At 72.5% G+C, this 20773-nt stretch carries 14 protein-coding genes; 10 read left to right on the top strand and 4 right to left on the bottom strand.

Annotation, left to right across the window (positions count from 1 at the left end):
• The first annotated feature begins 1 nt into the window (after nt 1).
• The 5 genes from C8250_RS08405 (at nt 2) to C8250_RS08385 (ending at nt 4336) form a co-directional block, all read left to right on the top strand.
• The gene (locus tag C8250_RS08405; protein WP_138353948.1) at nt 2–808 is read left to right on the top strand and encodes a crotonase/enoyl-CoA hydratase family protein; all 807 of its coding nucleotides are present in this window, start codon (nt 2–4) and stop codon (nt 806–808) included.
• Nucleotides 809–837: 29 nt separating this feature from the next.
• Nucleotides 838–1788 carry an OB-fold nucleic acid binding domain-containing protein gene (locus C8250_RS08400; RefSeq protein WP_138353947.1) on the top strand — a complete coding sequence of 317 codons (951 nt, stop codon included), beginning with the start codon at nt 838–840 and terminating at the stop codon, nt 1786–1788.
• Nucleotides 1789–2835: a thiolase domain-containing protein gene (locus C8250_RS08395; RefSeq protein WP_138353946.1), complete on the top strand. Its 1047-nt coding sequence runs from the start codon at nt 1789–1791 to the stop codon at nt 2833–2835.
• The gene (locus tag C8250_RS08390; protein WP_138353945.1) at nt 2832–3998 is read left to right on the top strand and encodes a thiolase domain-containing protein; all 1167 of its coding nucleotides are present in this window, start codon (nt 2832–2834) and stop codon (nt 3996–3998) included. The genes C8250_RS08395 and C8250_RS08390 overlap by 4 nt, the downstream gene beginning before the upstream one ends.
• A gap of 98 nt (nt 3999–4096) precedes the next feature.
• Nucleotides 4097–4336: a DUF397 domain-containing protein gene (locus C8250_RS08385; RefSeq protein ID WP_138353944.1), complete on the top strand. Its 240-nt coding sequence runs from the start codon at nt 4097–4099 to the stop codon at nt 4334–4336.
• Between the two features lie 104 nt (nt 4337–4440).
• On the opposite strand, the gene C8250_RS08380 is transcribed toward C8250_RS08385, so the two are convergent.
• Nucleotides 4441–5139: a maleylpyruvate isomerase family mycothiol-dependent enzyme gene (locus tag C8250_RS08380; RefSeq protein ID WP_244809025.1), complete on the bottom strand. Its 699-nt coding sequence runs from the start codon at nt 5137–5139 to the stop codon at nt 4441–4443.
• A 350-nt stretch (nt 5140–5489) separates the two neighbouring features.
• On the opposite strand from C8250_RS08380, the gene C8250_RS08375 reads away from it, so the two are divergent.
• Nucleotides 5490–7433, top strand: coding sequence for a phospholipase C, phosphocholine-specific (locus C8250_RS08375; protein WP_138353942.1), 1944 nt, complete (start codon nt 5490–5492; stop codon nt 7431–7433).
• Nucleotides 7434–7527: 94 nt separating this feature from the next.
• On the opposite strand, the gene C8250_RS08370 is transcribed toward C8250_RS08375, so the two are convergent.
• The gene (locus tag C8250_RS08370) at nt 7528–8628 is read right to left on the bottom strand and encodes an isoafricanol synthase (protein ID WP_138353941.1); all 1101 of its coding nucleotides are present in this window, start codon (nt 8626–8628) and stop codon (nt 7528–7530) included.
• Nucleotides 8629–8809: 181 nt separating this feature from the next.
• On the opposite strand from C8250_RS08370, the gene C8250_RS08365 reads away from it, so the two are divergent.
• From C8250_RS08365 to C8250_RS08355, 3 genes are all read left to right on the top strand, one after another.
• Nucleotides 8810–11731: an AAA family ATPase gene (locus tag C8250_RS08365; protein ID WP_138353940.1), complete on the top strand. Its 2922-nt coding sequence runs from the start codon at nt 8810–8812 to the stop codon at nt 11729–11731.
• 144 nt (nt 11732–11875) lie between these two features.
• Nucleotides 11876–14797 carry an AAA family ATPase gene (locus tag C8250_RS08360; protein ID WP_138353939.1) on the top strand — a complete coding sequence of 974 codons (2922 nt, stop codon included), beginning with the start codon at nt 11876–11878 and terminating at the stop codon, nt 14795–14797.
• A 77-nt stretch (nt 14798–14874) separates the two neighbouring features.
• The gene (locus C8250_RS08355) at nt 14875–15375 is read left to right on the top strand and encodes a hypothetical protein (RefSeq protein ID WP_138353938.1); all 501 of its coding nucleotides are present in this window, start codon (nt 14875–14877) and stop codon (nt 15373–15375) included.
• 94 nt (nt 15376–15469) lie between these two features.
• Here C8250_RS08355 and C8250_RS08350 read toward each other — a convergent pair whose 3' ends face one another.
• Together C8250_RS08350 and C8250_RS08345 are read right to left on the bottom strand one after the other, a co-directional pair.
• Entirely contained in the window at nt 15470–17404 is a 1935-nt protein-coding gene (locus C8250_RS08350; RefSeq protein ID WP_138353937.1) for a peptidoglycan recognition family protein, read from the bottom strand.
• A gap of 292 nt (nt 17405–17696) precedes the next feature.
• Nucleotides 17697–18785: an aminoglycoside phosphotransferase family protein gene (locus tag C8250_RS08345; RefSeq protein ID WP_138353936.1), complete on the bottom strand. Its 1089-nt coding sequence runs from the start codon at nt 18783–18785 to the stop codon at nt 17697–17699.
• A 472-nt stretch (nt 18786–19257) separates the two neighbouring features.
• Between C8250_RS08345 and C8250_RS08340 the strand changes: the two genes are divergently transcribed.
• Complete coding sequence (locus tag C8250_RS08340) at nt 19258–20730, top strand: hypothetical protein (RefSeq protein WP_138353935.1); 1473 nt, start codon at nt 19258–19260, stop codon at nt 20728–20730.
• Nucleotides 20731–20773 lie beyond the last annotated feature (43 nt).

The following is a 20773-nucleotide window of genomic DNA, read 5'->3' as shown; positions in this document are numbered from 1 at the left end:
CATGGGCGGCACGGAACATCTCACGGTGGAGCGCGTCGGCGCGACGCTCGTACTGACCCTGAACCGGCCCGAGGCGAAGAACGCCCTCTCGCTGCCGATGCTGGTCGGTCTGTACGACGGCTGGCTGGCGGCCGACGCCGACGACTCGATCCGCTCCATCGTCCTCACCGGGGCCGGCGGCACCTTCTGCGCCGGCATGGACCTCAAGGCGCTGGCCTCCGACGACGGCGCGATGGCCGGGCAGGAGTACCGCGACCGGATGAAGGAGGACCCCGATCTGCACTGGAAGGCGATGCTCCGGCACCACCGGCCGCGCAAACCGGTGATCGCCGCCGTCGAGGGGTACTGCGTGGCCGGCGGCACCGAGATCCTGCAGGGCACCGACATCCGCGTCGCCGGGGAGAGCGCCACCCTCGGGCTCTTCGAGGTCCGGCGCGCGCTCTTCCCGATCGGCGGCTCCACCGTGCGGCTGCCCCGGCAGATCCCCCGCACCCACGCCCTGGAGATGCTGCTCACCGGCCGCCCCTACTCCGCGGCGGAGGCAAAGGACATCGGCCTGATCGGCCATGTCGTGCCCGACGGCACGGCGCTGAAGCGAGCCCTGGAGATCGCGGAACAGATCAACGCCAACGGGCCGCTGGCCGTCGAGGCGGTCAAGGCGTCCGTGTACGACACCGCGGAGATGACCGAGACGGAGGGCCTCAAGCACGAACTGGAGCGGGGCTGGCCGATCTTCGCCACCGCCGACGCGAAGGAAGGTCCCCGGGCCTTCGCCGAGAAGCGCCCCGCGGTCTTCAAGCGCGCCTGACCCCAGGGACCCAAGGAGAGAAGCCCCCCATGACCGAAGTCCTCAGCGCACCACTGGTCGTCGAGTTCCCGTTCACCCGCTCGCTCGGCCCCGTCCAGAGCGCGTTCCTCACCGGCCTGCGCGAACGCACCGTGCTCGGTGTGCGCACCGGCGACGACCGGGTGCTCGTACCGCCCGTCGAATACGACCCCGTCACCTCGGCGGAGCTGCGGGAACTCGTCGAGGTCGGCGCCACCGGCACCGTCACCACCTGGGCCTGGAACCCCGACCCCGGGCGCAACCAGCCGCTCTCCACGCCCTTCGCCTGGGTCCTGGTCCGCCTCGACGGCGCCGACACCGCGATGCTGCACGCCCTGGACGCGGCCGGCCCCGACGCCGTCAGCACCGGAATGCGGGTACGGATCCGCTGGGCCGACGAGCGGGTCGGCGCGATCACCGACATCGCCTGCTTCGAACCGGACGACGGGACCGGGCCGCCGGAGCGCGCGGCCACCGCGCACCACGGCGAGTTCACCGATCCGGTGACCGGCATCGTCGCCCCCGCGCGCCTCGACTACGTCTACAGCCCCGGCCGGGCCCAGACCCGCTACCTCGCCGCGCTCGCCGACCGCAAGATGATCGGCGAACGCTGCCCGTCCTGCCGCAAGGTCTACATCCCGCCCCGGGGCGCCTGCCCCACCTGCGGCGTCGCCACCGAGGAACAGGTGGAAGTGGGACCTGGCGGCACCATCACCACCTTCTGCATCGTCAACATCAAGGCCCGCGGCCTCGACATCGAAGTGCCGTACGTCTACGCGCACATCGCCCTGGACGGCGCGGACCTCGCCCTGCACGGGCGCATCGGCGGCCTCCCCTACGACCAGGTGCGGATGGGCATGCGCGTCGAACCCGTGTGGAGCGACGACGGCGGCTTCCCCGACCACTACCGGCCGACCGGAGAGCCCGACGCCGGCTACGACACGTACAAGGAGATGGTCTAGATGCGGGACGTCGCGATCGTGGCGTTCGCCCAGAGCCGGCACGCCCGCAGCACGGCCGAGGTCTCCGAGGTCGAACTGCTCATGCCCGTGCTGCACGAGGCGTTCGACCAGGTCGAACTGAAGGCCAGCGACATCGGCTTCACCTGCTCCGGGTCGTCGGACTACCTCGCCGGCCGGGCCTTCTCCTTCACGATGGCCCTGGACGGGGTCGGCGCCTGGCCGCCGATCTCCGAATCGCATGTCGAGATGGACGGCGCCTGGGCGCTCTACGAGGCCTGGGTGAAGATCCTCACCGGTGAGGCCGACACCGCGCTGGTGTACTCCTACGGCAAGTCCTCGCCCGGCGACGTCCGCGAGGTACTGACCCGCCAGCTCGACCCGTACTACGTCGCGCCGCTGTGGCCCGACCCGGTCGCGCTCGCCGCGCTCCAGGCGCGGGCCCTCATCGACGCGGGGCACACCAGCGAACCCGAACTCGCCGGGGTCGCCGCCCGCAGCCGCGCCTCCGCGCGGGACAACCCGTACGCGCAGCTCACCTCCGTCCGCGACGGCGGGGAGTACGTCGTCCAGCCGCTGCGCCGCCAGGACTGCCCGCCGGTCGGCGACGGCGCCGCCGCGATCGTGCTGGCCGCCGGGGACACCGCCCGCCGGCTCTGCGCCAGGCCCGCGTGGATCCGCGGCCTCGACCACCGGATCGAGGCGCACAGCCTCGGCGTCCGCGACCTCACCGACTCACCGTCCACCCGGCTCGCGGCCGAACGGGCCGGGCTCTTCGACGCGCCGGTCGACACCGCGGAACTGCACGCGCCGTTCACCTCCCAGGAGGTCGTGCTGCGCAGGGCGCTGCGGCTGGGCGACGAGGTGGACGTCAACCCGTCCGGCGGTCCGCTCGCCGCCAACCCCATCATGGCCGCCGGCCTGATCCGGCTCGGCGAGGCGGCCGCCCGCATCCACCGCGGCGACTCCGACCGCGCCGTGGCCCACGCGACCTCCGGTCCCTGCCTGCAGCAGAACCTGGTCGCCGTCCTGGAAGGGGATGTGAAATGAGCAAGGCACCCGTGGCCGTCGTCGGCATCGGCCAGACCAAGCACGTCGCGGCCCGGCACGACGTGTCGATCGCGGGGCTGCTGCGCGAGGCGGCCCTGCGGGCGCTCGCCGACGCCGAACTCACCTTCGCCGACATCGACGCGGTCGTCATCGGCAAGGCCCCGGACTTCTTCGAGGGCGTGATGATGCCGGAGCTGTATCTGGCGGACGCCCTCGGAGCGGTCGGCAAACCGATGCTGCGGGTGCACACCGCGGGCTCGGTCGGCGGCTCGACCGCGCTGGTCGCCTCCAACCTGGTCGCGGCCCGCGTCCACCGCACCGTACTGACCGTCGCGTTCGAGAAGCAGTCCGAGTCCAACGCCATGTGGGGGCTCTCGCTGCCGATCCCGTTCCAGCAGCCGCTGCTCGCCGGCGCCGGCGGCTTCTTCGCCCCGCACGTACGCGCCTACATGCGCCGCACCGGGGCGCCCGACCACATCGGCTCCCTCGTCGCGTTCAAGGACCGCCGCAACGCCCTGAAGAACCCCTACGCCCACCTGCACGAGAAGGACATCACCCTGGAGAAGGTGCGGGCCGCCCCCATGCTGTGGGACCCGATCCGCTACTCCGAGACCTGCCCGTCCTCCGACGGCGCGGTCGCGATGGTGCTCACCGACACCGAGGGCGCGGCCCGGACGCCGCGCCCGCCCGCCTGGCTGCACGGCGGGGCCATGCGCAGCGAGCCGACGATGTTCGCGGGCAAGGACTACGTCAGCCCGCAGGCCGGCAAGGACTGCGCCGCCGATGTGTACCGGCAGGCCGGGATCACCGATCCGCGCCGGGAGATCGACGCGGTCGAGATGTACGTGCCGTTCTCCTGGTACGAGCCGATGTGGCTGGAGAACCTCGGCTTCGCCGCCGAGGGGGAGGGCTGGAAGCTCACCGAGGCGGGCGTCACCGAACTCGACGGCGATCTCCCCGTCAACCCGTCGGGCGGGGTGCTGTCCACCAACCCGATCGGCGCGTCCGGCATGATCCGGTTCGCCGAGGCGGCGCTGCAGGTACGCGGCCAGGCCGGTGAGCACCAGGTGGAAGGGGCCCGCCGGGCGCTGGGCCACGCGTACGGCGGCGGCGCGCAGTTCTTCTCGATGTGGCTCGTCGGCGCGGACCGGCCCACCACCTGATCGGGCGGTGTATCCGGGCAGCTTGTCCCATTGCCTGTCGGGCAAAGGGCCCGGTGGCTAGGCTGGGTCGCGGATGACGACGTGGGAGGAGAGCGGACGTGGCCGAGAGCACCATCGGACAGCCGTTGACCAACGGTAAGAAGCCGCAGCTGGATCTTGCGAGCGCGGACTGGCAGTCCAGCAGTCAGGGCACGGGCGACGTCCAGATCGCCTTTATCGAGGGCTACATCGCGATGCGGGACGGGCGGAGCCCGGACGGGCCGTCGCTGATCTTCACGCCCGCCGAATGGCGCGCCTTCGTACTCGGCGCGCGTGACGGCGAGTTCGACCTCACCTGAGGCGTCCGTCCCGTACGCCCCACCGGCCGCCGGGCCTCGTCACCGAGGCCCGGCGGCCGGCTGTTCGGGGCCGGACACCAGCATGGCTACGGCCACGGCTACGACTACGGCCACGGCCCGAGTTCGGGCAGCGGCGCCACTCCGCTGTCCAGCGGGCCCAGCGGCTCGCGTCCCGCCAGCCAGGCGGTGAGGTCGGTGAGCGCACCGCCTACGGTGACCGGTTCGCCGTCCCCGAGGACAAGTGCCTCCGGGCCGTCCGACGCCGCGAGCGTCAGCCGCACCGCGTCCGGTACCCGCGGCGCGAGGAAGTCCAGGACGTGCGCGCAGAACGGCCGTGACCACTGCGCGGTCCGGTACCCGATCGCGGCGTCCGCCGTGTGGATCTCCAACTCCCGCCACCAGGCGAGCGCGGCGGCCGACAGCGTGGCGTCGCGATAGCGCACCGGCCGCTCCAGGTCCCGCGGGCCGACGGCCGTCCACGCCTGCTCGGCCTCGTCGAGCGCCGCGGTGACGGCCGCCCGCAGTTCGGCGGCCGAGCGGCCGTGTCCGGCCTCGATGGCGGCGTCTCGGGCCGGCCGCCCGCCGTCGTAGGGATCGATCAGCTCGTCCTTGAGGGCGTAACGCGCCTGCCGGGCCAGGGCGAACCCGACCCCTTCGACATGGCTGAGCAGGTGCCCGCGGGTCCAGCCGGGCAGTGCGCTCGGGGCGCGGACGTCGGCGTCGGTCAGCCCGCCGAGCAGCGCCCGCAGCCGCGACTGACTCTCCAGGACCGCCGGTACGGGGTCGGGACGGTTCACGGCCACGGCAGCTCCTTGTGCCGGCCGCCGTCGGAACGGCGGTGGGTCGACCGGGTGTGATCCCGGTTCTTGTCGCCCCGCCGGAAGTCCACTTGCCGGCACTCCACCTGCTGGGCGCATCAGCTAATGCATCGCCGCGAATATAACATTAGGTCTCCGCTCCGGGGTGGCTGGTTCCGGCCGTCCCGGTGGCGGGTATCAGGACGTCCGGCGGCTTTGCCCGTGCTTGGGTCGCCCGTCATCTTGTGTGTGGCAAGTGGCCATGGCAGTCTCCGCGCGTATTGGCGCGCCCGTCGCGTTCTCCCCGTTCAATTCGGCGCGACCCCGCACCTGTGTCCCCTGACCGAGGAGTCGCCTTGACGCCCTTGTCCCGCCGTGGATTCCTGGGAGCGGCCGGCGCCGCCGCCGCGTTCGGCACGCTGCCCGCCTCCATCCAGCAGGCCATGGCCGCCACCTCGGCGGCCGGCACGCTCGACGATGTCGAGCATGTGGTGATCTTCATGCAGGAGAACCGTTCGTTCGATCACTACTTCGGCACCCTCAAGGGTGTACGCGGCTACGGCGACCGGTCGCGGCTGCGCTTCCCCAACGGCCAGGACGTGCTGCGCCAGACCGCGAACGGTCCCTCCGGCGGCAGTCTCGTACTGCCCTGGCACCTGAACACCGCGACGACGGACGCGCAGCGGGTGCGGGACCTCGACCACGGCTGGTCGGGCACCCACAGCGCCTGGAACAGCGGCAAGTACAACAACTGGGTGCCGGCCAAGAGCGCCTGGTCGATGGGGTACTACCAGCGCGCCGACATCCCGTTCCAGTTCGCGCTGGCCGAGTCGTTCACCCTCTGCGACCAGTACTTCTGTTCCGTGCAGGGGCCGACCAACCCCAACCGGCTGTACCAGTGGACCGCCACCGTCGACCCGGCGGGCAGGAACGGCGGGCCGGTCACGGACAACTCCGAGAAGGGGTACTCCTGGACCACCTACGCCGAGCGCCTGCAGTCGGCGGGCATCTCCTGGCGGGTCTACCAGCAGCAGGACAACTACGACGACAACCCGCTCGCCTGGTTCAAGAACTTCAAGAGCGCCGCCACCACGTCACCGCTCTACGTCAACGGGATGCAGCGGCGTTCCGCCGACGCGTTCAACCAGGACGTGAAGAACGGTACGCTGCCGGCCGTCAGCTGGGTCGTGGCCCCGGCCAACCAGAGCGAGCACCCGGACTACCCGCCGGCGTACGGCGCGAACTACACCTCGAAGTACGTCCTGGAGTCGCTCGCGGCGAACCCGGCCGTCTGGGCCAAGACCGTGGTCTTCCTCAACTTCGACGAGAACGACGGCTTCTTCGACCATGTGGCGCCGCCCGTCCCGCCCGCCGGAACCGCGGACGAGTTCATCGGCGGGGTGCCCATCGGTCTCGGCCCGCGCGTGCCGATGATCGTGATCTCGCCCTGGAGCCGCGGCGGCTACGTCAACTCCGAGGTCGCCGACCACACCTCGCCGCTGCGGTTCCTGGAGAACTGGACCGGGGTGAAGGAGACCAACATCTCCGCCTGGCGCCGCACCGTCTGCGGTGACCTGATGAGCGCCTTCGACTTCAGCACGAAGAACACCACGTTCCCCTCGCTCCCCGACACCGCCGCGCTGGTCGCCGCCTGCGACGCCCAGAACTCGCTGCCCGACGCCGCCCCGCCGTCGGCGCAGGTGGCGCCGGTCCAGGAGTCGGGCACCCGGCCGGCCCGGAGGATCGGCTACGGCTTCGACACGACGTCGTGGACCGAGACGAGCACCGGCCGCATCTGGATCAAGGTGGTCAACACCGGGACGCTGGGCGCCGGGTTCGCGATGTACACCGTCAACCACCGCACGTACGACAACTGGCGCTACACCGTTCCCGTCGGCGGCAGCGTGCAGGACTACTTCAGCGCCCAGACGTACGGCGGCGGCCTGTACGACATCGACGCGCACGGCCCCGACGGCTATCTGCGCGGCTTCAAGGGCGATGTGCGGACCTGGTCGAACGCGGCCAAGGGGCACCCCGAGGCGGCCGTGGCCATCGCCCGCGCGACGCCGCGGAACCTGGCGCTGACGCTGACCAACGGCGGTGGCGCGGCGGTGGTCTTCACCGTGGGCGGCAACGCCGCCGGGGACGGTTCCGGCGGCAGTACGGCGACCGTCGCGGCGGGCGGTACCCAGCAGGTCGCGCTCACATCGGCGGCCGACGGCGGCTACGACTACACCGTCACCGCGAACGCCGGCGACGGTTTCGAGCGGCGCTTCGCGGGCCGCACCTACCCTGCCTAGGAAGTCGGCGTCCGCCCGCATCCGGGCCGCGCGAGGGACCGGGGCCGCACTCCCGTGCGGCCCCGGCCGTTCCGCCGCTCCGTTCACGGCCGGTTCAGCCGAGGCCACCGGGGCGGGCGCGGTCCGCGCCGAAGAGATCCGACCACGGCCGCTGTCTGCCGCCGCTCACCGCGGCGACCCCCGAAGCGCGGTACCGCGCGGTCTCCAGGGACCAGTCGAGATTGCCGCGCATCACATGGCGCATGGCGCGCACATAGTCCTCCACCTGCGTCCGCAGCGCGGGCGCGGCGTTGTACTCGTCGAGCACCGCGGGAAGCCGCGCGGCCAGCATCTGGAACCGCTGCACGCGCGCGTTGGCAGCCCGCGCGATGAGTTCCACGGCCCCCTCCAGCGTGTGGTCGCTGCTGTCGAGCAGCAGGATCACACTGTTGTTGACGTCCCCGGCGGCCAACTCCTTGTCCACCGACATGATGTCGTTCACGAAGATCACCACATCACTGGTGATCTCCCGCATCTCGGCGAGCGGGCCCGAGTGCAGCATGTCCGGCAGGGTGTAGCCGCCGCAGCGCTCGGCGAAGTCCAGGCACGGCTGGACGCCGATGGAGTCCCGGCGGCCCCGCAGGAAGGTCTCGAGGGTCATGGCGGGCCGCCGCGTCCGGTTCAGCGCCTCCCAGTGGTAGGCCCGCAGATAGTCCCGCCAGTGGTCGCGGAAGCGGTGCTGCCACACGGTCGGCGTGCCGGCCGCCGAACGGACCCAGATGTCGCGGAATCCGTCCGCGAGGGGGTTGTCCGACGGGTTGGCGGCGCCACGGACGGGGGAAGGTGGTTCGTAGAGGATCGACACCAACGTGTCGACCTCGCGCTCCACGTCGTCCGGCCGACGCCCCAAAGGGCCGTCGAACTGGTCGTCGAAGATGAAGAACCAGGCGTTGAAATCGGCGGCGAGGTCGAGGTCGGGTCCGGTGGCACGGGGGTAGAAGAACGCCATCAGGCGCTCCAGCCGTAGGGCGTCGTACTCCTCGACGTCGCGGTCGAAACGGAGTATCGCCAGGTCGCGCAGCCACTTGAGGGTGTGCCGGCGGGCTCGGTCGGTGTGCGGGCTCGACCGCCCGGGGAAGGGAATGCTCAGCAGGGTGGTGCGTTCCGCGAGGATGTCGCGCTGGATGGGGCCGCTGGGGGCTGTGGTGTCCGACAAGGTGCCCACCTCGGGTTGCGTCGCGGTGGTCCGGAGCCGCCCGGACCATGGGGAAAGTGAACTGGCGTTTGCCATCTACCCGTTCGTCCGACGTGGATATCCCCAGGGGGCACTACAGAGCGTCCCGGCGGGCGTACGCTCGGCGCTACCTGCCGAACAGGCAACGAGAACGGGAACGGACATGCCAGACGCGGTAGAACAATTGGGACGAGTGAATCGCTTGGTTCTCGAACGTGAGTCCGAACTCGTCGCGCTCGACGGCGCTTTGAACGATCTCTGCGGGACTCGGTCCGGCACGAAGCACGGCGGGCTGCTCGCTTTCGCGGGTCCTGCCGGGGGCGGCAAGACCGCACTGCTCGCCGAGGTCCGCAGGCGAGCGGCGGCGCGCGGCTGCACCGTGCTGTCCGCACGCGGTGGCGAGCAGGAGCAGGGCATGGCCTTCCATGTCGTCCGCCAGCTCGTCCAGCCGGTGCTCGCGGCGGCCTCCGAGGAGGAGCACCGCCGGATACTGGGCAGCTGGTACGACATCGTCGCCCCGGCGGTCGGGCTGGTGGCCTCGGCCGGCGACGGCGCCCCCGATCCCACCGGCGTGCGCGACGGCCTGGACTGGGTGGTGACGCGCTTCGCCGTCCAGCAGGCGCCCGTCGTCCTGATCCTGGACGACGCGCACTGGGCCGACGCGGAGTCGCTGGCGTGGCTGACCACCTTCGCCCCGCGCGCCGAGGAACTGCCGATGCTGGTGATCGTCGCGTACCGGCCGGACGAACTGCCCGCCAACGCGATGGCGTTCCGCAAACTCGCCGGCCGGCACGGCTCCCGGCCCTTCGACCTGGTGGCGCTCACCCCGGGCGCCGTCCGGCGCATAGTGCGCGACGCCGTGGGGGAGAGCGCCGAGGAGGCGTTCTGCCGTGAGGCGTGGGCGGTCACCGGCGGCAACCCCTTCGAGGTCACCGAGCTCACCGCCAAGATCTGCGACCGCGAACTCAAGGGCCAGCGCGAGGAGATCCCGGAACTGCGCGAACTGGCCTCCGCCGTCAAGGGCAGCGGCCTCATCGAGCGGATCGAGAAACTGGGCCCGTCCGCGGTCCGCTTCGCCTGGGCCGCGGCCGTCCTCGGCACGTCCATCGCACCGCCGCTGGCCGCGGGCGTCGCCGCGCTCGGCCGCGAGGAGGCGGCCGACGCCTTCGAACGGCTGCGGGCCGCGCGCATCCTGACGGTCGGCACCAACGACAGCTCCACCCTGGAGTTCGTCCACCCGCTGATCGCCACCGCCGTCTACCGGGCGATCCCCAGCGCGCTGCGCGTCGGGATGCACGGCGAGGCGGCATCGGCCGTGACGGAAGCGGGACTGGGTGCCGCCACCGCCGCCCGGCACCTGCTGGAACTGCACCCCGAGGGTGACGAGTGGGTGGTGCAACAACTGCGCGGCGCCGCCCGCGAGTACCTGCGGGCCGGTGCGCCCGAGGCGGCCCAGCGCTGCCTCGCCCGCGCCCTGCGCGAACCCCCGCCCTACGGTGAGCGCGCGGCCGTGCTCTTCGAACTCGGCTGCTCCTCGCTCCTCAACGAGCCCGCGAACACGGTCAACCACCTGCGGGCCGCCCTGGAGGAGCCGGAACTCGAACCGGAGCTGCGCGAGGCCATCACCTACCGGCTCGCCCAGGCGCTGGGACACACCGGCCGGATGGCGGAGGCCGCCAGAACCGTCGAGGCCGAGGCCGGCCGGGCCAACAACACCCGCACCCGGCTGCGCATGCAGGCCGAGCAGTTCATGTGGAACGCCTTCCGGGCCGACGAACAGGACTCGCCCGCCCGCTCCCGGCGATTGGCCCGGCTGGCGGACCATCTCACCGGCCGCGGCCCGGCCGAACGCTACATCCTGGGACTGCGCGCCTGGGACGCGATGGTGCGCGGCGAACCGGCCCCCGTCGCGGTCCGCTACGCCGAGGAGGCCCTCGGCGACGGCCTCAGCTGGACCGACGAGAACTGGGGCTTCGAGGTTCCGGTCCTGGTCGCCCTCACCTTCATGTACTGCGACCAGCCGGGCCGCGCCGAGGACCTGTTCACCAAGGGCATCGCGGAGCTGGAACGCAAGGGCTGGCGCGGCGCGCACCTGTCGTTCGGCTTCACGCTCCTCGGGTACATCCGCTACCGCCGCGGGCGGCTCGCCGAGGCCGAGGACCTGGTGCACGCCGGGCTGGGCATCGCCGACCGGGTGGGGCCGGGAGTGCCCGCGCAGTGGTTCGCGATCGGCATCCTCATCGAGATCCTGCTGGCCCGCGGCCGTACCCACGAGGCACAGGAGCTCGCCGACACGTACAACTACGGCGAGGTGATCCCGAACGCGGTGGTCTACCCCGACTCCCAGACGGTCTTCAGCGAACTGCTGCTGGCCCAGGGCATGCGGGGCGACGCCGAACGCCATCTCACGGTGGTCGGCCAGCGGCTGGAGGCGCGCGGCATGCGCAATCCCGGCTGGTGCCCGTGGCAGCTGCACCTCGCCCAGGCGGTGGCGCTCGTCGAGCCCGAACGGGCCGCGGACACCATCCGGGAGGCCGTTCAGCGGGCCCGCCAGTTCGGTACCGCGTCGGCGATCGGGCAGGCGCTGCACGCGTCCGCCGAAGTGACCGGTGGCGCCGACGGTCTGCGGCTGCTGGCCGAGGCCGTCAGCCATCTCGAACGCTCACCCTCGGCGTTCGAACTGGCCCGCGCGCAGGTCGCGTACGGTGCCGCGCTGCGCCGGGCCGGACTACCGCAGGACGCCGCCGACCGGTTGCACGCCGGTCTGGAAGGCGCGCTGCACTGCAACTCGGACGCGCTCGCCGGCCGGGCCCGTGACGAGCTCGCGGCGGCGGGGATGCGCCCGCTGCAGCTGCGCAGTACCGGGACCGACACGCTCACCGGGCCGGAGCGGACGGTGGCGGAACAGGTCGCGGGCGGCCGGTCCACCGCCGAGGTCGCGAAGGAGATGGGCGCCGCGGAACGCGAGGTGACGCGCATGCTGTCCGCCGTCTACCGCAAGGTCGGCACCGATCACGCCGGGCTGGCCAAGGCCCTCGAACAGACATCGGACAACGGGTTCCAGCACTCTGCGCTGGGGCGATGAACCAGGACCTCGGAAGGTAGGGCCGCGGCAGGTCCGGGACAGGGTCCCGGACCGCCCCGCGGGCGTACGCTGAGGTGGCATCGGACGCGCGAGCGCCGAGCGCATCGGGCGCCCGGCGTACGCGGTGGTACCAGGGGGTGCACGATGCCGGAGCACAGGGCCCGTTCAGGGCGCCCGTTGCTCGAACGAGAGCCCGAACTCGCCGCTGTGGACGAGGCGTTGCGCCAGCTCACCGGCTTGCGGGCGGACGGCGGCGAGAGCCGCGAGCGGCCGCGCGGCGGCCTGCTGGCCTTCTCCGGCACCGCCGGGCTCGGCAAGACCACGCTCCTGGCCGAGACCCGCCGGCGCGCGGCCGACCAGGGCTGCACCGTACTGTCCGCCCGCGGCGGCGACCAGGAGCAGCGGGTGGCCTTCCATGTGGCCCGGCAGCTCCTGCAGCCGCAGCTCGCCGGATCCGGTGAGAGCGAACTGCGCTCCTCGCTCGGCAGCTGGTACGGGATCGTCGGCCCGGCGCTGGGCCTGTGCGCGGCGGGCGACGGTGCGGCACCCGACCCGCAGGGCCTGCGCGACGGCCTGGACTGGGTGGTCACCCATCTCGCCCAGCGGCGCGCCCCGGTGGTCCTCGTCCTGGACGACGCCCACTGGGCCGATCCCGAATCGCTGGGCTGGCTCGCAGCGTTCGCGCCGCGCGCCGCGGAACTGTCCATGCTGATCGTCGTCGCCTACCGGCCCGAGGAACTGCCCGAGCACGCCGGGTCGTTCCGCGGACTGCCCGGCAGTACCGGCCACCGGCCCCTGGACCTGGAACCGCTCACCGCGGACGCGATACGCGACCTGGTGCGCGCGTCGGTCGGGGAGCACGCGGACGACGCGTTCTGCCGCGAGTGCTGGTCCGTCACCGCGGGCAACCCCTTCGAGGCCGTCGAGCTGACCGCCAAGGTCCGCGACCGGGGCCTGCGCCCCGACCGGACCAGCGCGCACCTGCTGCGCGAACTGGCGGCCGCGGTGAAGGGCAGCGGGCTCACCACCCGGCTGGAACGGCTGGGCGTGCCCGCCGTCCGGCTGGCCTGGGCCGCCGCGGTGCTGGGGACGGAGATCTCCCCGGAGCTCGCCGCGGACATCGCGGGCATCGGCGCGGCGGAGGCGGCCGAGGCCGCGGACACACTGCGCGGCGCCCGGGTGCTGACCGGCGGCGCGACCCTCGAATTCGTCCACCCGCTGATCGCCACCGCTGTCTACCGGGCGATCCCCGACGCGGCGCGGGTCGCGCTGCACGGCCGGGCGGCCTGGTCGGTCGTCGACGCCGGCCTCGGAGCCTCGGCCGCCGCCCGCCATCTGCTCGAGACCCACCCCGAGGGCGACTCCTGGGTCGTGGGCCAACTGCGGGACGCCGCCCGCGAGACGCTGCGCGCGGGCGCCCCGGAAGCCGCCCGCAGCTACCTCGGCCGGGCCCTGCGCGAACCCCCGTCCCCCGGCGAGCGCGCCGCCGTCCTGTACGAACTCGGCTGCGCCTCCCTGCTGCTCGAGCCCGCCACCACCGTCAACCATCTCCGGGCCGCGCTGGAGGAGCCGGCGGGCGACCCCGCCCTGCGCGAGGGGATCCTCTTCCACCTCTCCCAGGCACTCGCCCACAGCGACCGGCTCGACGAGGCCGCCGACACCGTCGGCCACGCGGCCCGTACCGCCACCGATCCCCGGGTCCGGCTGCGGATGCAGGCCGAGCAGTTCATGTGGGACGCGTTCCGGGCGGACGAGCCCGGCTCACCCGCCCGCTCCCGCCGGCTGGCCCGGCTCGCCGACCGGCTGACCGGCCGCGACCTCACCGAGCGGTACATCATCGGGCTGCGCGCCTGGGACGCCGTCCTGCGCGGCGAGCCGTCCGGCACCGCGCTGCGCCACGCGGGCCGGGCCCTGGACGGAGGGCTGCACTGGGCCGAGGCGGACTGCGGCTTCGAGGTCCCGGTGCTGGTCGCCCTGGTGCACATGTACGCGGACCGGCCCGGCCGGGCGGAGGAGCTGTTCGCCGACGGGATCGCCGAGTTCGAACGCCAGGGCTGGCGCGGCGCCCATCTGTCGTTCGGCTATCTGCTGCTCGGCTACGTCCGCTTCCGGCGCGGCCGGCTCGCCGAGGCCGAGGACTTCGCCCGCGCCGGACTGCGGCTCGCCGAGCGCGTCGGCCGGGGCACCCCCGTCCAGTGGTACTCCGTCGCGGTCCTCATCGAGGTGCTGCTCGCCCGCGGCCGGGTGGCCGAGGCGACGGAACTGGCCGCGGACCACGACTTCCACGCCCCGTTCCCCGCCGCCGTCACCTTCCCCGACGCCCAGGGCGTCTACGGCGAGCTGCTGCTCGCCCGCGGTATGGCGAAGGAGGCCGCCGTGGAACTGGCCGCCGTGGGCCGCCGGCTGAACCAGCGCGGCATGCGCAATCCCGCCTGGTGTCCCTGGCAGCCGCACCTGGCGCTCGCCGAGGCGTCCACCGCCCCGGACCGGGCCCGCGCCACGGCCATGGAGGCCGTCGCCCGCGCCCGGCAGTTCGGAGCCGCCTCCACGATTGGGCACACCCTGCGGATCGCCGCCGAGGTGTCCGGGGGAGCGGAGCGGATGAAGCTCCTGGAGGAGTCCGTCGACTCGCTGGAGCGCTCCCCGGCCGGCCACCAGCTGGCCTGCTCGCTGGTCGCCCACGGGACGGCGCTGCGCCGGGCGGGCCGCCCGGCGGAGGCCGCCGAGCAGCTCTACCGGGGTCTGGAGGGCGCCCTGCAGTGCGGCGCCGACGAACTGGCCTCACGGGCTCGCGGGGAGCTCACTTCGGCGGGCCTGCGGCCCCTGCGGCTGCCCGCCACCGGGACCGCCACCCTCACTGAGCAGGAACACGCGGCCGCCGCCCGCGCGGCCACCGGCGCGACACCGGCGGCGATCGCGGCGGAGCTGTCCACCGGCGAGGTCACCGTCGGCCGGCTGCTCTCCGCCGTCTACCGCAAGCTCGGCACCGACCCCGGCGGGCTGCCGGGGGCGTACCGGACCGACCCGCCCGGCGGCCCGTCCGGGGCAGTCGCGGGGGAGGAATGAGGACGGGCCGCCGAGAGGTCCGGCGGCCACGGCCCCCGGCGCCGCGCAAGGGGCCGCGGGCCACGTACGATGGCCGTATGTCGTTCCTCCGCCGCCGCACCGCAGCCACGCCCACCGGGCCGGACTTCGATGTCCTGGCCATGGACCCGGGGGACTGGCCGGGCATTCTCGGCGCTGGGCTGCTGCCCGGTCCCGACGGCAGCTGCCAGGGCATCTTCCTGCGCTACGACCTCTTCGGCGGGCGCGGTCCCGCCATGCTGATCGGCAATCTCCCCGAGGGCTCCCCGGCGCGTGAGCTGGAGGACGGCCAGGTGCCCTTCGAGGTGGCCCAGCTGATGGTGGCCCTCGGCAACGAGGAGCCGGTGGAAGTGGTCAGCACCGAGGACACCCCCGCGATGCACGGCGACGGCCTGCTCATCGTCCGGCGGATAAAGGTCTCGGAAGCACGGATCGCCTGCGCCCAGTTCGACCGCAGCGACGGCGTCCAGGTCACCATCGCCACCTGGGACCGCCCCATCACCGACGACCTGTACCAACTGCTGAAGCCGCTGCCCGCGGAGATGTTCCAGCAGGGCTGACGGGACGCACACCGCACGTGACAGGGGCGCCGCCGGGATCCGGCGGCGCCCCTGTCACGTCCCACGGCCGAACATCCGCCCGTGGGAGAACGGCTCAGCGCGGAGCGCCCACCTGGGACGGCAGGACGGTGACGTCCTCGGCCCTGACGTACTCCACCCGATGGCCGAACTGGATCTCGTAGTAGACCTGCTTGCCGCGCACGACCTGGTGCGAGGCGGTGTCGAAGGTCGTCGAGTAGTAGTACTCACCCTGGACCCGGTTGCCGATCGCGTACTCCTGGCCCGCCAGGAGCTTGTACGGCATCGGCACGATCGCCTGCACGGGAACACCCGCAGGGAACGCCGCCGCCTCGGGATAGGCGCGCCCGTAGACCGGGATGTCGGCCAGGCCCGCCTTCGGGGTGGCGGTCCAGCCCCAGGCGTTGACGGCGGTCGGCTGCGACCGCGGGTTGTGGAACCAGGCCTTCTGGCCGAGGTACCACACCGCCGTCCAGTCGCCCTGGCGCTCGGCGACCGCGTACTGCTGACCGGTGGAGGCACGCGCCCCGACGTCGTTGACGCCCGTCGTGGAGTCACCCGTCGGGTGCAGACCGATGTCCTTCACCAGCGGCGCGTCCTCGCTCGGCGCCGTGTGCAGCCGCACCGCCTCGGAGCCGCGGGCCGGGCAGGTGTCGCCCGCCGTGACGCAGCCGGTGTACAGCGGCCGGTTCTCGTCGTAGTCCGGTCGGATGGTGACCAGGCCGCCGCCCGGACCCGCCGTGGCGTGCAGCGGAGCGCCCATCAGCTGGAAGTAGTGCGCCCAGTCCCAGTACGGCCCGGGGTCGGTGTGCATCCCGCCGATGTACGCACCGGTCGGTCCCGGCACGGTGTCGTGGCCGAGGATGTGCTGGCGGTTCAGCGGGATGTCGTACTTCTTCGCCAGGTACGCCACCAGCCGCGCGGACGTCCGGTACATCGACTCCGTGTACCAGGTGCCCGGGTCGATGAGGAAGCCCTCGTGCTCGATGCCGATCGACTTGGCGTTGGTGTACCAGTTGCCCGCGTGCCAGCCGACGTCCTTGGTCCTCAGATGCTGGTCGATGTGGCCGTCCGCCGAGCGGACCGTGTAGTGCCAGGCCAGATACGTCGGGTCCTGCACCAGCTTCAGCGCGGTGTCCCAGCTGCCCTCGGTGTCATGGATGACGATGGTGTCGATCTTCTGGCTGGCGGGCCGGTCGGCGAGGTCGTGGTTGCCGTAGTCCCCGGGAGTCGTCTCCTGGTAGGGCGCGGGCAGCCACTCGCAGCCCACCCCGCGCGGGCACTCCGTCCCGCTGTCGTTGACGTGCTTCAGGCCCAGCGCCGCCGCCTGCGCGGTGGCCGGGGCGATCCCCGGAGCCGCCGCCAGGGTGACGTTCTGCCCGGCGTCGGTCGTGCGGGACTCGCCCTGCCGCAGCACGTCGTAGACGTCGTCGGCGAAGGCGCCGGCGGTCGCCGAGTCGTCGGCGCCCGAGAAGCGCGCGACGGCGCCGTACCAGTCCGCGGGGTCGGCGCTCAGCGGCTGCCCCAGGGACTTCTGGGCGGCGGCGATCAGGGCCGCGCCGCCGGCGACATTGGCCGCCGGGTCCTTGCGCAGGTCCTGGGCCGGCAGGCCGGTCAGTCCCGCGGCCCGCTCCAGCGTGGTGAGGGTGGCGGGCAGCTTCGACAGGTCGGCGTCGGGAACGGCCTGCCCGGTGCCGGTCAGCGGCCGGGAGTCGTCACCGCGCGAGTCGTCACCGCCGTCACCCTTCTGGGGGAAGTCGGTGAGCGCCGTACGGGCGTCCGTGAGGTGCATCGGGCCGTAGCCCGCGGTGACGCTGGGCAGCCCCTGATGGGTGTCCCAGCGCGATTCCATGTACGACACGCCGAGCAGGACGCTCGCCGGCACCTGGTAGCGCTGGGCCGCGTCGCTGAACGCCCGCTGCAGCGACGAGGTGGCGGGCTGGGCGGCGTTCGCGGATGTGGCCGTGGAGAGCACGGGCAGCAGTGCCGCGGCAGCGGCCGCCGCGGTCACCGTACGCAGTGTGCTCCGTCGGTGTCTCGCTGATCGGGCGGCGGACTCTCGCAATGCGGCCTCCTTGAAGCGGTACTGGGGCGAACGGCTCCACAGAGGTATCGGCTCCCGGACGATCCGTCAACAGGCCCCAATCGGGCACTGTTTGCGCACGTCAAACGCCCGTGCCGGGAGTTTCCCCGGCACGGGCGTGCTGGCCTGCCCCGCGTCAGTGGTCTGAACCGGTGACGCGGGTGCCGGCGGGTGGTGAAAACCCCCGTGATCCGGGGGGCGGGACGGGTCCGCGCGGGGCTCAGCGCGTGCCGACGGCGGCACGCACCGCCCGCCGGGCCAGACCGCAGTCGTCGTGCAGCCGGCGCAGCAGCAGCCGCTGCTCCTCGCCCGCTCCGGGCACGGTCTGCGCGGGCGGGGTGGCGCTGCGCATGGTGCGCTGCACGGCGGTCTCGTAGGTACGGATCTCGCGGGTCAGGACGAGCATCAGGTTGACCAGGAAGGCGTCCCGGGAGGCGGGACCCTGGTTCTGGGCGAGCTGGCTGATCTGGCGGCGCGCCACCGGGTCGTTGCCGAGCGCCGACCACAGCACCGCCAGGTCGTACCCCGGCAGGTACCAGCCGGCGTGCTCCCAGTCGACCAGCACCGGGCCGGCCGGGGACAGCAGCACATTGGAGAGCAGGGCGTCGCCGTGACAGAACTGCCCCTGCACATGGGCGAGTCCGTGCAACAGCTTCTGCAGGTCACCCATGTCCCGGTCGGTGAGCAGCCCCAGCTCGTGGTAGCGCGAGATACGTGCCGGGTAGTCGATCGGCGCGTCGAACACACCGGCCGGCGGCCGCCACAGGTTGATCCGGCCGAACGCGCCGATGGCCGCACGGACATCGGACCGGGGCGGGGTCTCGGTCGGATGGCGCTGTACCGACACGACCCGTCCGGGCATTCGCTCCAGGACCAGCACACAGCTCTCCGGATCCGCGGCGATCAGCCGTGGGACCCGGGCTGGCGGCCGGTGGCGGACGAACGCCCGGTAAGCCGCTATCTCGTGCTGGAACCGCTCGACCCACGCTGGGGACTGGTCCAGCAGACACTTGGCGACCGCGGGACTGCGTCCCGACGTACCGACGAGCAGTGCGGTGCGCCCGCTGCGGCGCAGCATCTGAGCAGGGTTGAACTCGGGGCATATCCGCTGAACCGCGGCGATGGCCGTCCGCAGCTGAGCGCCCTGGGGGCCGGTCAAGTCGAGTCTCCCGCTGAGCGGATGGGAGGTGCCCGTCGGGAGGCCCCGCCGAGCGGCGGTGAGCGGCGGACGGGTGCGCATGGAGGAGTCCGTACCAGCGGGGTGCGACAACCGGGGCGGAGCGGACACGGAGGACGATGCTGAATACATGAGGGGGAAACAGATCCCTTCGTGTGCCTGCGAGCTCATGACAGTGATGCGGTGCTGCGTCGGTGCGGTACCGCCTCCGACGGTGTCCGCGTCGCGGTGCCGCGACGTGGTGGCCGGTCGGTGGCGTCGGTGGTCCGGCCGGCGCGTGGACGGTTCGGAACCGGTGTCGGCGTCCGGACCCGCACCCTGGGGAATGCGGGTTCAGGCCGGTCGGCCCGGTCCGTCCACGCGCCGCACGCCCCTCCCGGGGCCGGTCGTCCCCTCCACAAGAGAGCAGTTCAGGGCTGCTCACGGGTGACTCGAACGACCTTCCGGGAGCCGGCTAGTGCCGGGCCGGGGTGGCGCGTTCCTACATCACACCCTGGCGCGGGTGGCAGACCATCTGGCGCACCCTGGCGAAGCGTGGCGAATACTCGCGGGGCCTTTGTCAGGCGATTAGTGTCAACCGTGCCGAGGAACCTGGGGGCTTGACGTGAGCAAAGAAGCCAACACCCGACTTGCGGACCTGTTCGGCCTTACCGGCTGGTCCAAGGGCGAACTCGCACGGTTGGTCAACCGGCAGGCGGCGGCCATGGGCCACCCGCAGCTGGCGACCGACACCTCGCGGGTGCGCCGCTGGATCGAAACCGGTGAGTCGCCGCGCGAACCCGTTCCGAAGGTGCTGGCAGCTCTGTTCACCGAGCGGCTCGGCCGTGTCGTGACCATCGAGGATCTCGGGTTCGACCGGCACCGGCACGCGGGGAAGAAGCAGACCGGAGAAGGTCTGCCGTGGCCACCGGAACGAACAGCCGCGGTCCTCACCGAATTCACGGGAATGGACCTCATGCTCAACCGACGCGGTCTGGTGGGCGCGGGCGCCGCGCTCACCGCTGGCTCAGCACTCAGCAGCGCAATGTACGACTGGTTGCACACCGACCCGGCCCTGGTGGCCGATGCACCGGTCATCGACAATCCACTCCACGCCGAACCCGCCGCGTACGACCGGTACGAGGCGGCTCCGGTGGGTTCCCAGGAGATCGAGGCTCTCGAGCGCTCGGTCGAGGTGTTCCGTGCCTGGGACGCGGCCCGCGGCGGCGGGCTGCAACGCAAGGCTGTGGTCGGCCAGCTCAACGAGGTGGGCGGCATGCTCGCCTACCACCACCAGGACCATCTGCAGCGCAGACTGTGGGGTGTGGCCGCCAATCTGGCCGTGCTCGCCGGGTGGATGTCCCATGACGTGGGCCTGGAGCCCACGGCGCAGAAGTACTTCGTGATCGCCGCGCACGCGGCGCGGGAGGGAGGCGACCGGCCGCGGGCCGGCGAGGCGCTGTCCCGCGCGGCCCGGCAGATGGTCCACATCGGCCGTCCGGACGACGCGCTCGATCTGATGAAGCTGGCGAAGTCGGGATCGGGCGAGCAGGCCCTGCCCCGCACCCGCGCCATGCTGCACACCATCGAGGCATGGGCCCAGGCGTCCATGGGGCGCGGCCAGGCGATGCGGCGGACGCTGGGGGAGGCCGAGGACCTGTTCGTCTCGGACAAGGGCGATGTTCCGCCGCCGAGTTGGATGCAGATGTTCGACGAGGCGGACCTGCACGGGATGCAGGCACTGGCGTACCGCACGCTGGCCGAGCACGACCCGTCCGCCGCCGCCCAGGCGCAGATGCACGCCAAGCACGCGCTGGAACTGCGGGTGTCCGGCCGGGACCGGTCGAAGATCTTCGACTACATCTCGCTGGCCTCGGCGTGCTTCATCGCCAACGACCCGGAGCAGGCCGACCGTTACGCGCGGATGGCACTGCTGACGATCGGCAGCACGTCCTCGCACCGGACATGGGACCGGCTGCGGGAGATGTACCGGCTCACCGGGCGGTACGCGGACTACACGACGATCCAGGATCTGCGGTCGGAGATCGAGGCCGCGATGCCGCCGCTGCCGAAGAACAGGAGCACCCGGCAGGTCTGACCGGCCGGGCAGATCCAGGGCGGATCCAACGTCTCCGCAGATT

Source organism: Streptomyces sp. So13.3 (assembly GCF_005860785.2).
Classification (GTDB): domain Bacteria; phylum Actinomycetota; class Actinomycetes; order Streptomycetales; family Streptomycetaceae; genus Actinacidiphila; species Actinacidiphila fildesensis.
The sequence above is the reverse complement of the archived record's forward strand: the minus strand, read 5'-3'. Positions and strand labels throughout refer to the sequence as shown.